The sequence below is a fragment of the Burkholderia sp. MSMB1078WGS genome (assembly GCF_001528895.1).
Lineage (GTDB): Bacteria > Pseudomonadota > Gammaproteobacteria > Burkholderiales > Burkholderiaceae > Burkholderia.
Window position 1 is genome coordinate 63,160 of sequence record NZ_LPDI01000085.1, and the last position, 12,349, is coordinate 75,508.

Genomic DNA, 12,349 nt, shown 5'->3' on the forward strand with positions numbered 1-12,349 from the left:
CAGCCGGCAGCATCCGGTGCAACGAACAGGAGAACAGCATGCGATACGAACTCTATTACTGGCCCGAGATCCAGGGACGCGGCGAATACGTGCGGCTCGCGCTCGAGGCGGCCGAAGCCGACTATGTCGACGTCGCGCGCGAATCGGGGCGCGGCATGGGCGTGTCGGCGATGATGCGCATGATGGACAGCACGAAAGCGGAATGCGTGCCGTTCGCGCCGCCGTTCCTGAAGGCGGGCGACGTGGTCGTCGGGCAGACCGCGAACATCCTGCTGTTTCTCGGCACGCGGCTCGGGCTCGCGCCCGACGACGAAGCCGGCCGGCTGTGGGTCCACCAGATCCAGCTGACCGCCGCCGATTTCATCACCGAGATCCACGACACGCACCATCCGATCGGCAGCGGCCTGTACTACGAGGACCAGAAAGCGGAAGCGGCCGAGCGCGCGGCCGATTTCCTCGAGAACCGGCTGCCGAAATTCCTCGGCTACTTCGATCGCGTGCTCGAACAGAATCCGCACGAGAACGGCTATATCGCGGGTAACGCGCTCAGCTATGCGGATCTGACGATGTTCCAGTTGATCGAGGGCCTGCGCTATGCGTTTCCGAAAGCGATGAAGCGCGCGGAGCGCAAGATCGCGGCGCTCGTCGCGCTGCACGATCGCGTCGCGCAGCACCCGCCCGTCGCGCGCTACCTGGAATCGGAGCGCCGCATCCCGTTCAACGACATGGGGATCTTCCGGCACTATCCCGAGCTCGACAAGTAACGGCCCCGCGGGCGCGCAGCTCGCCGTCTACGCGGCGACCGGCGTCTCGTGCAGGTGGCGCCATACGATCACGCCGTCCGCTTCGCGCCGGAACAACGCCGTCGAGCGGCGCACCGTGCGCCGCCCTTCCATGTCGGTCTGCGTCTCGCGATAGCCGATCACCGCGCCGTCGGACCACACCGCAAGGGCGCGCAATTCGTCGATGCCGATCACGAGCCCGGGCCGCGCGCCGTGCCCGCGCGAAAACAGCGCATCGACGCCCGCGTAATCGAGCACCGTGCCGGACGTCGTGATCATCGAAAATCCCGGCGAAAAGCGCGCCATCAGCATCGCGAGCCGCCCGGGCTCCGCGCGGCCCGACAGCCAGCGTTCGATATCGACGTGCGTGTCGACGACTTCATTGAAAAACGGATTCGGCAGATTCATGGGGTTCTCAGGTTCTCAGGTTCTTGGGTTCTTGGGTTCTTGGGTTCTTGGGTTCTTGGGTTCTTGGGTTCTTGGGTTCTTGGGTTCTCGGGTTCTCGGGTTCTCGGGTTCTCGGGTTCTCGGGTTCTCGGGTTCTCGGGTTCTCAGGGGCGGGATGAAACAGCTTGCACGGCCGGCGTGCGATGCGCGGGAAGCCGCACGACGCAGCCGAGCGGCAGCAACGTCAGCAGCACCGCCAGCCCGAAGCACCAGCGGTACGGGGCCGGCGACGGCGGGCCTGCATCGAGCGCCAGCAACGCATTCAGCGCACTGCCGAGCACGGCCACGCCGACACAAAAGCTCAATTGGCGGTTGATGTTCCAGAGCGCGCTCGCATCGCCCATCCGATCGGGCGACACATCGGCGAATGCCGCGCTTTGAGACGCACTCGTGCACAGGCTGGCGCCGAATCCCATCGCGACGAACGCCGCGACGCGCATGGCTTCGACGCGCGCCCACGGCGTCGCGAGCAACGCGATGCCGACACAATCGATCGCGATTCCGCACGCGAACAATGGCTTCGCGCCATGGCGCGGAAAACAGCGGCGTGTCGTCGCGATCGCGAAGAACGCCGCGATCGCCCACGGCAGCATCAGCGCGCCGACATGCGCGGCGCTCAATGCGAGGGCGTTCTGCAGATACAGCGACGCGACGAGATTGACGCCGGTAAAGACGCCCGGCACGCAGAGATAAACCACCACGCCGGTCCGCAACCACGGTTGCGCGAGCAGACGCAGGTCGAGCAGCGGGGAGGTCGCACGGCGCGCGTGTCGCACATAACCGATGCCGGCTGCCGCCGCGGCCGCCAGCATCGCGCACGGAAATGCCGTCCCGCCGGGCTGCCCCGCCGCGGTAAGCCCCAGCAGCAGCGCGACCAGCGCCGCCGCGCTCAGGCCGAGCCCGCGCCAGTCGAGCCGCGGAGGCCGCTCGCGTGCGCCGTCGCGCGGCAGCCATGCCAGCGCGAGCGCCTCGGTCGCAGCCGCAATCGGCACCATGGCGAAGAAGATCGCACGCCACGATCCGCGATCGACGATCGCGCCGCCGATCGCGGGCGACAATGCCGGCACGAGCAATGCGACCATCATCACGATCGACGTGAGGCGCGCGTGTGCGTGCGGCGGATACGCGCGATAGGCGATCGTCTGGCCGACCGGAATCAGCAGCCCGCCGCCCAGCCCCTGGACCAGCCGCCACACGAGCAGCGCGTCGATCGACGGCGCCGCACCGACGCCCGCGCAGCCGCCCCCGAACAGCAGCAACGATGCGCCAAACACGCGCCGCTCGCCGCAGCGACGCGCCAGCCACGTGCCGAACGGAATCACGACGGTCAGCCCGAGCACGTACATGTTGCCGACCCACGCAAGCTGCGCGACCGATGCGTGCAGCTCGCGCTGCAGCGCCGGATATGCGGCGTTCAGCATGAACATGTTCGCGAGATCGATCGCGAATCCGAGCAGATAGACGGCGGCGATTCTGGAGCGGTCTGGCATGGCGGCGGCCGGGGCATCACGAAACGCCGCAGTGTAGAGGCCGACAGCCGGGCCGGTAAGCGGCCGGATTCGACCGGTCCGGTCGAAAAATTTTGACAATCGGATCATGTACGGCCACGCCGCAATGCTCGACGCATCGCACGCGACCGCACATTCGGGTACCCTTCGGGCGATTCCATGCACCGACAGGACCGCGCCCCGACCATGGTGAGCCTCGATCGTTTCGTCGTCTTCCGCGCCGTGGTCGAGGCAGGCTCGTTCACGGCCGCCGCGATCACGCTGAACCAGGCACGCGCGGCCGTCAGCTTCAACATCAAGCAGCTCGAAGCCGAGCTAGGCGTGACGCTGCTCACGCGCACCACGCGGCGCGTCGAGCTGACCGATGCCGGCGAGCGGTTCTACCGACGCTGCCTGCGCGTGCTCGACGAAGCCGAAGGCGCGATCGACGAGGTGCGCGGCGAACATGGCGGGATGGAGGGCATCCTGCGCGTGACGTCGACGGTCGAATATGCGGCACGCATCCTCGCACCGGCGCTGCATGCATTTACCGCGCGGCATCCGGCGTTGCGCGTCCGGCTCGAAACGCATACGTCACAGGCAGACCTCGTGCGCGACCGCTTCGACGTCGCGATCCGGCTCGGCCGCCACGAGCACTTTCGCGAGCTGCCGTATCGCGGCGTCTGCCTCGGCACGTACGACGTGCTGCCCGTGATGGCGCCCGACCTGCCGGCACGCGCCGGCGTTCCGCAACCGGCGTCGCCGGACGCTTTGGCGCGCCTGCCGCAGCTCGGCCACAGCCGGCTCGAACGAATCGCGGAATGGACGCTCACCGATCGCGCGGGCAACGAGCATGCGTTCCGGCCACACGCGAAACCGCGCATCGTCGTCGACAACGCGTCGGTGCTGTGCGAACTGGCGCGCCAGGGCAGCGGCGTCGCGCTGCTGCCCGAATGGCTCGTGCGCGACGATCTCGCAAGCGGTGCGCTGGTCGACGCGCTGCCCGCATACCGCTTTCCGCGGCAAAACGTCTACGCGTTGTACGTCGCGGCGCGGCACGTGCCGCAGAAAGTGCGCGCGTGGGTGGATTTCATGAAAGCGCAGTTGCAGCAGCCGCGCTGAACGCGCGGGGCGGCGCGACGCGTTTCAACGGCAGCCGGCCATCCGATTCGGCCGGCTCCATCGCCGCGCCGCGCAGCGGGCGATCAGTGCGGCTGCCCATGCTGCACGGCCGCCGCGTCGACGGCCTCGACCGAGCGCGTGAGCCACTGCCCGATGTCCATCTCCTCGTAGCGCACGAGCCGGCTCTTGCGCACGCGGCGATACGCCCACCAGATCGCGACGAACAGCGGAATCCACACATAGATCGACACCACCTCCATCCAGTCGATGCGCGCCGCGAAGAACGCCTGGTAATCCTGACCGAGCGAAATCACGATGCAGACCGCGATCGCGAACAGCGGCCCGAACGGAAACCACTTCGCGCGATACGGCAGTTGATCGAGCCGATAGCCCTGCTTCAGGAAGCCCTTGCGAAACCGGTAATGGCAGACCGCTATGCCGAGCCACGCGATGAAGCCGGTGATGCCGACCGTATTCAGCAACCACAGATAGATGCGCTGGTTGTTGGTCAACGACGTGAGGAAACACAGCCCGCCGACGGCCATCGTCGCGTACAGCGCGTTGCGCGGCACGCCGCCCGGCGACAGCGTCGCGAACATGGCCGGCGCGCGCCCTTCCGATGCGAGGTTGTACAGCATCCGCGTCGCCGCGTAGGTGCCGGAATTGCCGGCCGACAGCACGGCCGTCAGGATCACCAGATTCATCGCGCCGGCGGCGAGCGGGAACCCCGCGTGGCTGAACACCAGCGTAAACGGGCTCACGCCGATGTCGGTCACGTCGCTCTTCAGCAGGTTCGGATCGGTATACGGTACGAGCAGGCCGATCACGAAGATCGCGAGCACGTAGAACAGCATGATCCGCCAGAAGATCTGCTTCACCGCGCGCGGAATCGTCGTGCGCGGGTTTTCCGATTCGCCGGCCGTGATGCCGACCAGCTCGGTGCCGAGGAACGAAAAACCCGCGATCAGCGCGACGCTCATCATCGCGTGCACGCCGCCGACGAACGGCGCGTCGCCGGTCGTGAAGTTGCGCCAGCCGACCGGATGGCCGGCGCCGGTATGCCCGCTGCCGGTATGCCCGCTGCCGAGCACGCCGGCCGCAATCGACAGCCCGGCCGCGATGAACGCGATCACGGTGACGACCTTGATCAGCGAGAACCAGTATTCCGCTTCGCCGAAGCCGCGCACCGACAGCGTATTGAGCAGGAAGATCAGCACGAGGAACCCCGCACCCCACCACACGCCCGGCACCGCCGGAAACCAGTAGCGCATCACGATCTGCGCGGCGACCAGCTCGATCGCGATCGTCACCGCCCAGCTGTACCAGTAAGTCCAGCCGAGCGCGACGCCGAACCCTTCGTCGACGTACTTCTCGCCGTAGATCGCGAACGAGCCCGATACCGGCATCAGCGCGGCCATCTCGCCAAGCCCCGTGACGACGAAGTAGACCATGATCCCGATCGCGAGATACGCGGCGATCGCGCCGCCCGGCCCCGCCTGCGCGACGGACGCGCCCGATGCGACGAACAGCCCCGTGCCGATCGAGCCGCCGATCGCGATCATCGCGATGTGGCGGCCCTGCAGACGGCGTTTCAGCGTCGCCCCGGACGGCTCGGCCGTCTCCGCTGCCGCTTGCATAGCATCCATAGTGTTCATCCTGATGGTGACCCGGCCAACCGATTTGATTTGGAATGCAAATCGATCGACTCGGTCATTCGCGTTGAAAACGGCCCTGCCGGGCCGGTCGCCTCACACGACGCTGCGCTTGATCGCCTGCAGTTCGGCCGTCGTCACGATCTTCTCGATCCGGAATCGCGAGCTTTCCAGCCACGCGTTCGCGATTCGCCGGTATTCGTCGAGATCCTCGCACGCGAGCCGCACGAGAAAATCGAACGTGCCGCTGACGAGCCAGCAATCGAGCACGGCCGGATTCGCGCGCATTTCCTCCTCGAACGGCACCTGCGAACGTCCGTGGTCAGCCAGTACGATCTGCGCGATCACGACGATCGGCTTGGTCGCGCGCGGCGCGTTGATCACCGCGCGGTACCCTTCGATCACGCCGAGCGCCTCGAGCCGCTCCACGCGCGCCTGGCAGGGGCGCGGCGTGAGATTCACGAGTTCCGACAGCTTGCGGTAGGAAATTCGCCCGTCGGTACGCAGGATGTCGAGGATCCGGAGATCGATCTTGTCGAGCTGCATCTTCTTGTCGGTCATCCGCGTTCGCTCCGGTCGGGTCGTGGCTCATGCGTGGAACGTCTGCCGTTCCGCGCGGGGCCACATTATCCGGCCGAAGCGGTCGCGCGCCAATCGGCTAGAACCGCAGCGACAGGCAGGTCAGGCCGCCGTCCATCTTGCGGAACTCGCTCGTGTCGATCACGTGCAGCGGCATGCCGAGCGACGCGATCGCGTCATGCACGCGCGGATAACCGGCCGGCGTGATCAGCGTGCCGTTCACGCGCAGCGTGTTGCCGGCATATTCGTCCGCCGCGGAAATCGCGATACGCCGATAGCCGGCGAACGCCGGATGCGCGGCGAGCGCTTCCGTGACGAGCAGTGTGTCGTCGCCGAGCGCGTTGACGACCGATTTCAGGTGCAGGCCGGCGCCGACCGGCACCGCGACGACCGAGTAGCCATGGCGCGACACCAGCGCGTCGAACGCGGCGATGCCTTCCGCGTCGGTGCGGCTCGTCAGGCCGATGAAGAAGCGCTTGCCGACCAGCATCACGTCGCCGCCGTCGAGGCGGCCGGACTGCATCGGCAGCAGGTCGCGATGGGCGGCGAGCGCCGCTTCGATATGAACCGTCTCGCCGCGCCGGGCGGGCGCGCCGGGGCGCGTGATCACTGCGAATTCCGGCGTGACGACGGCGACGTCCTCGACGAAATGCGAATCGGGAAACGCATCCAGCGGCGGCAGTTCGGTCAGCTCGACGCCGAGCCCGCGCAGCGCGTCGCAGTATGCGTCGAACTGCATGAGCGTCTTGTCGTAGTCGGGCGCGCCGAGCGCGGCGGTGGTGAGACCCGCGCCGCAGGACGGCGCGGGACGGCGAACGATCGCTTGCGTGAATTGCATCGACTCCTCCATGGTCTGCACCGCATCCGTGCGGCGCACGGGCGGGCGGCGTGGTGTCCGGACCATTATCGGAAGCCAAATTGTGCAATTCGTGTCGATTTCGGCGGCACCGGCAGCCGATTGCGTCGAATTGCGCGCACCACGCAGCGGATTCGGCAGACGGACCGCTCGCCGTGTCGGGCACGGCCGTTTCGCCTGCCGCACGCGCGTTACGCGCCGGGCTCGAATCCCATCTGCGCACGGCCGAGCGCCGTCAACTCGCCCTCCCCCGCGCGCCCGTCGAATTCGACCTCGAAATGATCGGCCGGGAAATCGGGCGGACTGTCGCCACGCAGGAACGCGGAGCGCTGGCGTTGCAGGTACGCATCGTTTTTCGCGCAGCCGGGCGCGGCGGCGATGTACATCACGTTGCTGTCGCCGCTGCCGCGATGCGCATCCTCGACCGCATGCACGACATCGCCGTGCCAGAACACCGCGTCGCCCGGCGCCATGTGCGGGATCGGTACCAGCGCGTCGAGCAGCAGCGCATGCCATTCGGGCCGGATCGACAGCGCGCGGCCGGGACGTGCGCCGCACAGGTCGTCGTCGGCGACGTCGTCCTGCAGCGCACGCAGCACGACATAGGCCATCGCGTTCGCGATCGGGATCAGCTGCAGCGTGCCGTCGCCGGGCCCCTGCGGCGTCAGCGCGGTCCAGCCCTGGAACGTGCGAAACATCGAGCATACGGCCGGCGACGGAATCTCCTCGACGTCGGGACGGAACGCCGCATCGAACGGATCGTAATCGCGCCAGCGGCCGGCCAGCACGTGACGATAGACCTGGCGAAAATTCGCGCCGAGCCAGCGCTCGACGGAACCGCCGTCGACATGCGGCGACAGCCCGAGCGACGTCGAGCCGGGCGGCCGGCGGCGAATCCGGTCCGCATAGGCGGGCACCTGGTCGGGATCGAAATGCGTACGTGCGCCGTCCGCATGCCGCCACAGGCGATTCAGGAACACTCGCGCCTGCGTGAGTGCCGGCGACTGGCGCGCGGCGACCTGCGGCTTCGACCAATAAACGCCGTAGATCTGCGGCTTGCCCGACGCGAGGTTGCCGAAATAGCGGTCTTCCGCGCGCGCGTGCAACCGGTCGGCGAAACGGTTCGCGTCCAGATACGCGCCGATTTCGTCGTTCCAGTCGCGCGCCTGCCGGACATCGAACACGCCGCGGATCACGACCGCGCCATGCGTGCGAATCGCGGCAATCGCCCGCGGATCCACCTTTCCGTCAGCGATATCCGCGAACGGCACCGCCGGAATCACGTCGCGGCCATGTGCGTGCGCGCGGCGGATCGCGTCGACCTGCCGTGCGATATCGCCTTCCAGCTCGCGGAACGTGGCCGCATAACCGGGCAAATCGGCGCGCAGCGCCCGTTTGGCCGCGCGGATCGCGGCCGGCAGATCGTCAATCGTCAGTTGCATCGTCGTCTCCTCGCTGAAGCGTGTCGTGATGTGCTGTCAGCGTACGGTCGGCCCAGGGTCGCCATCACCACTATCCGGCCAATGATCGATACAATCCTGACAATCGTGCGTCACTCGCGACGATGGCAGGCCACGCAGAGCTTGTTGCCGTCCGGGTCGCGGAAATAGGCGCCGTAGTAGTCGCGGTGATAGTGCGGCCGCAGGCCCGGCGGCCCTTCGCAGACGCCGCCCTGTCGCAGCGCGAGCGCGTGACAGCGATCGACGTGGGCACGGGTCGGCGCATCGAACGCGATCGTGTGGCCATTGCCCGGTTCGGGCGGCCGGCCATCGAGCGGCTTGCCGAAGAAGAACAGCGGCCGCTCGGCGTCGGCCGGCATCCAGCCCGACCAGCCGTCCGGTTCGCGGAATTTCAGGCGCAGGCCGAGTTCAGCGAACAGCGGCGCGTAGAAGTCGTAGGCGCGCGCCGTATCGCCGACGCCCACGCAAACATGTGAAAACATGGCATCGCTCCGTGGTGACGATCGCTCACGATCATGCCACGATGCGCTGCCCGCCCCTGCCGGAGGCCGCGATGAAACCGCAATACGAACACGTGACGTTCGCACCCGGCTGTTCGATCCGCGTCTATCACCGTCAGCTCGCGCGCATTCCGTTCGAGTGGCATCGCCACCCCGAATACGAGCTGACGCTGACGCTCAACAGCCGCGGCCGGCGCTTCATCGGCGATCATGTCGCGCGCTACGCGGACGACGATCTCGTGCTCGTGCCGCCCAACCTGCCGCATACGTGGTCGTCGAACGCGCGCATCGATCGCGACGCGCCCGAGGTCGCGCTCGTCGTCTGGTTCGACGGCGACTGGGTGCGGCGGCTGGCCGACTGCTGCGCCGAATACGCGCCGCTGCGCTCGCTGCTGCGGCGCGCGGCGCCGGGCCTGCGCTTCGACGTGGAGACGGCCCGCGCGATGCGCGCGCGCCTGCCGCTGTTGCTCGATCCGTCGCCGCGCGCGAGGCTCGCGGCCACGCTCGACACGCTTGCCGATCTCGCGGAAGCCGGCGGCGAACCGCTCGCCACCGCGCACGCGTACGGCCAGCGCGACGGTGCGCCATCGCCGGCCGATCCGGCCGCGCCCGAAGCCGAACGCCTCGATCGCGTGCTCGACGCGATCGACCGGCATTTCCACGAACCGCTGCGCATCGACGCACTCGCCGCTGTCGCGCACCTGTCCGAACGCACGCTGCAACGGCTGTTCGTCCGGCACCTCGGCGAAAGTGTCGGCCGCTACGTGCAACGGCTGCGGCTCGCGCACGCCTGTCGCCATCTCGTCGGCACCGACTGGCCGATCGCGACGGTGGCCGCGCGCTGCGGCATTCCGAACGCCGCGAACTTCAATCGCCAGTTCCTCGCCGCGCGCGGCACGACGCCCGGCGCGTACCGGCAGTTCTTCAAGCAGCACGGCCACGCACCCGACGACGATGCGCCCGCACTCGACACACGGCCGCCGTCGCTGGAGCGCCACGCCGGATCGGGCCAACGTCGGCCGCGCAAATGAAAACACCCCGACGGGCTGACCCGTCGGGGTGTCGTGGCGTTGCGATTGCCCGACGCGAGCGGCCTGCCGGCCGTTCGCGTCGCACACGGTTTAACGTGCGTTGAGCGGCTTCGCTTCGCGCGGCGTGTCGCCGATGAACAACTGGCGCGGACGGCCGATCTTCTGTTCCGGATCGGCAATCATTTCGTTCCACTGTGCGATCCAGCCGACCGTGCGTGCCATCGCGAAGATACACGTAAACATCGACGTCGGGATACCCAGCGCGCGCTGGACGATGCCCGAGTAGAAGTCGACGTTCGGGTACAGCTTGCGCGACACGAAGTATTCGTCTTCCAGCGCGATCTTCTCGAGCTGCATCGCGAGCTTGAACAGCGGGTCGTCGTGCAGGCCCAGTTCGTTCAGCACTTCGTAGCACGTTTCGCGCATCAGCTTCGCACGCGGGTCGTAGTTCTTGTACACGCGGTGACCGAAGCCCATCAGCTTCACGCCCGAATTCTTGTCCTTCACCTGCTTGATGAATTCGGGAATGTTGTCCGGCGAACCGATCTGCTCGAGCATGTTCAGCGCGGCTTCGTTCGCACCGCCGTGCGCCGGGCCCCACAGACAGGCGATACCGGCCGCGATACACGCGAACGGGTTCGCGCCCGACGAACCGGCCAGGCGGACCGTCGACGTCGATGCGTTCTGCTCGTGATCGGCGTGCAGAATCAGGATACGGTCGAGCGCGCGGACCAGCACGTCGTTGACCTTGTACTCTTCGCACGGGTTCGAGAACATCATGTGCATGAAGTTCGCGCTGTACGACAGTTCGTTCTTCGGATAGACGAACGGCTGGCCGATGCTGAACTTGTACGCCATCGCGACGAGCGTCGGCAGCTTCGCGATCATGCGGATTGCCGACACTTCGCGGTGACGCGGATCGTTGATGTCGAGCGAGTCGTGATAGAACGCCGACAGCGCGCCGACGGCCGCCACCAGCACCGCCATCGGGTGCGCGTCGCGACGGAAGCCGCGGAAGAAGAAGTGCATCTGCTCGTGCACCATCGTGTGCTTCGTGACGGTGTCGACGAATTCCTTCTTCTGCGCGGCGTTCGGCAGTTCGCCCTTCAGCAGCAGGTAGCAGCTTTCGAGGAAGTCAGCGTTCTGCGCGAGGTTGTCGATCGGGTAGCCGCGATACAGCAGTTCGCCCTTGTCGCCGTCGATGTACGTGATCGCCGAATTGCACGAAGCCGTCGACATGAAGCCCGGGTCGTACGTGAACTTGCCGGTCTGGCCGTACAGCTTGCGGATGTCGATCACGTCCGGGCCCATCGTGCCCTTGTAGATCGGCAGTTCGACGCTCGGCGAGTTGTCGCTGAACGATAGCGTGGCTTTAACATCAGACGGAGTCATGGCACATCCTCAATCGAAATAAAGAAACGGGATTCGATAACGGGCGGAACGTGATTACACGTTGCGCAGCATCTCCAACAGCCGGTGAACATCCGGGCTGTCTAGGTCGCCTTCTGGTTCCTTGCGCGCGAGGAGCAAGTCCATCAGGTCGTTGTCGCTCAGATCGAGCAGGCGCGACAACGCGCCTACGTCTGCATCGGTGAGGTCATGCTCGTATCTGCCGAAGAAACGCTCGAACACGATGTCGTTCTCCAGCAGACCCCGCCGCGCGCGCCAGCGAAGGCGCGCACGGCGGTGCGGGTCGGATTGATGCGAATCGTCGCTCATCTCAACCTTAAACCGCGCGGCGAACCATCAGTTCCTTGATCTTGCCGATCGCCTTCGTCGGGTTCAGGCCCTTCGGGCAGACGTCGACGCAGTTCATGATCGTGTGGCAACGGAACAGACGGTACGGGTCTTCCAGATTGTCGAGACGCTCGCCGGTGGCCGTGTCGCGGCTGTCCGCGATGAAGCGGTAAGCCTGCAGCAGGCCGGCCGGGCCGACGAACTTGTCCGGGTTCCACCAGAAGCTCGGGCACGACGTCGAGCAGCTCGCGCACAGAATGCACTCGTACACGCCGTCGAGCTCGTCGCGCTCTTCCGGCGACTGCAGGCGTTCCTTCTCCGGCGGCGGTGCGTCGTTGATCAGGTACGGCTTGATCGAGTGGTACTGGTTGAAGAAGTGCGTCATGTCGACGATCAGGTCGCGCACGACGGGCAGGCCCGGTAGCGGGCGCAGCACGATCTTCTGCGGCAGGTCGTTCAGGTTCGTCAGGCACGCGAGACCGTTCTTGCCGTTGATGTTCATCGCGTCCGAGCCGCACACGCCTTCGCGGCAGGAACGGCGGAACGACAGCGTCTCGTCCAGGGCCTTCAGCTTGACCAGTGCGTCGAGCAGCATGCGTTCATGCTGGATCTCGAGCTCGTACGTCTGCATGCGCGGCGCCGCGTCCTTGTCCGGATCGTAGCGGTAGACTTCAAAAATGCGTTTTGCCATTTCGG

Annotated in this window: 13 protein-coding genes; 3 read left to right on the top strand and 10 right to left on the bottom strand. The window is 66.7% G+C overall.

All coding sequences use genetic code 11. From position 1 onward, the window contains the following. Window positions 1–38 precede the first annotated feature (38 nt). Window positions 39–764, top strand: coding sequence for a glutathione S-transferase (locus WT24_RS20780; RefSeq protein ID WP_060035738.1), 726 nt, complete (start codon window positions 39–41; stop codon window positions 762–764). Between the two features lie 27 nt (window positions 765–791). Here the strand turns inward: WT24_RS20780 and WT24_RS20785 are convergent, their stop codons facing one another. Together WT24_RS20785 and WT24_RS20790 are read right to left on the bottom strand one after the other, a co-directional pair. Then, window positions 792–1,190, bottom strand: coding sequence for a hypothetical protein (locus WT24_RS20785; RefSeq protein ID WP_059783990.1), 399 nt, complete (start codon window positions 1,188–1,190; stop codon window positions 792–794). Between the two features lie 143 nt (window positions 1,191–1,333). Next, entirely contained in the window at window positions 1,334–2,719 is a 1,386-nt protein-coding gene (locus WT24_RS20790; RefSeq protein ID WP_060035739.1) for an MFS transporter, read from the bottom strand. 204 nt (window positions 2,720–2,923) lie between these two features. Here WT24_RS20790 and WT24_RS20795 point away from each other — a divergent pair, with 204 nt between their 5' ends. Beyond that, complete coding sequence (locus WT24_RS20795; protein WP_060035740.1) at window positions 2,924–3,838, top strand: LysR family transcriptional regulator; 915 nt, start codon at window positions 2,924–2,926, stop codon at window positions 3,836–3,838. 83 nt (window positions 3,839–3,921) lie between these two features. Here WT24_RS20795 and WT24_RS20800 read toward each other — a convergent pair whose 3' ends face one another. From WT24_RS20800 to WT24_RS20820, 5 genes are all read right to left on the bottom strand, one after another. Beyond that, on the bottom strand, window positions 3,922–5,484 hold the full coding sequence (locus WT24_RS20800; protein WP_060035741.1) for an amino acid permease: 1,563 nt from the start codon (window positions 5,482–5,484) through the stop codon (window positions 3,922–3,924). A 102-nt stretch (window positions 5,485–5,586) separates the two neighbouring features. Next, window positions 5,587–6,051 carry an Lrp/AsnC family transcriptional regulator gene (locus tag WT24_RS20805; RefSeq protein ID WP_060035742.1) on the bottom strand — a complete coding sequence of 155 codons (465 nt, stop codon included), beginning with the start codon at window positions 6,049–6,051 and terminating at the stop codon, window positions 5,587–5,589. A gap of 97 nt (window positions 6,052–6,148) precedes the next feature. After that, window positions 6,149–6,907 carry a dimethylarginine dimethylaminohydrolase family protein gene (locus WT24_RS20810; RefSeq protein WP_059501371.1) on the bottom strand — a complete coding sequence of 253 codons (759 nt, stop codon included), beginning with the start codon at window positions 6,905–6,907 and terminating at the stop codon, window positions 6,149–6,151. Window positions 6,908–7,116: 209 nt separating this feature from the next. Beyond that, on the bottom strand, window positions 7,117–8,367 hold the full coding sequence (locus tag WT24_RS20815) for a DUF1479 domain-containing protein (protein ID WP_060035743.1): 1,251 nt from the start codon (window positions 8,365–8,367) through the stop codon (window positions 7,117–7,119). Between the two features lie 110 nt (window positions 8,368–8,477). Continuing rightward, a complete protein-coding gene (locus WT24_RS20820; protein ID WP_060035744.1) occupies window positions 8,478–8,867 on the bottom strand; it encodes a VOC family protein in 390 nt (129 codons plus the stop codon). A 71-nt stretch (window positions 8,868–8,938) separates the two neighbouring features. Between WT24_RS20820 and WT24_RS20825 the strand changes: the two genes are divergently transcribed. Further along, window positions 8,939–9,916: an AraC family transcriptional regulator gene (locus tag WT24_RS20825; RefSeq protein WP_060035805.1), complete on the top strand. Its 978-nt coding sequence runs from the start codon at window positions 8,939–8,941 to the stop codon at window positions 9,914–9,916. A 90-nt stretch (window positions 9,917–10,006) separates the two neighbouring features. On the opposite strand, the gene gltA is transcribed toward WT24_RS20825, so the two are convergent. From gltA to WT24_RS20840, 3 genes are read right to left on the bottom strand one after another with little or no spacing between them, the layout of a single operon-like run. Further along, complete coding sequence (gene gltA / locus WT24_RS20830) at window positions 10,007–11,308, bottom strand: citrate synthase (protein WP_034205185.1); 1,302 nt, start codon at window positions 11,306–11,308, stop codon at window positions 10,007–10,009. Window positions 11,309–11,362: 54 nt separating this feature from the next. Further along, on the bottom strand, window positions 11,363–11,635 hold the full coding sequence (locus WT24_RS20835; RefSeq protein ID WP_034205186.1) for a succinate dehydrogenase assembly factor 2: 273 nt from the start codon (window positions 11,633–11,635) through the stop codon (window positions 11,363–11,365). A 7-nt stretch (window positions 11,636–11,642) separates the two neighbouring features. Then, complete coding sequence (locus tag WT24_RS20840) at window positions 11,643–12,344, bottom strand: succinate dehydrogenase iron-sulfur subunit (protein WP_006479352.1); 702 nt, start codon at window positions 12,342–12,344, stop codon at window positions 11,643–11,645. Window positions 12,345–12,349: the final 5 nt, after the last annotated feature.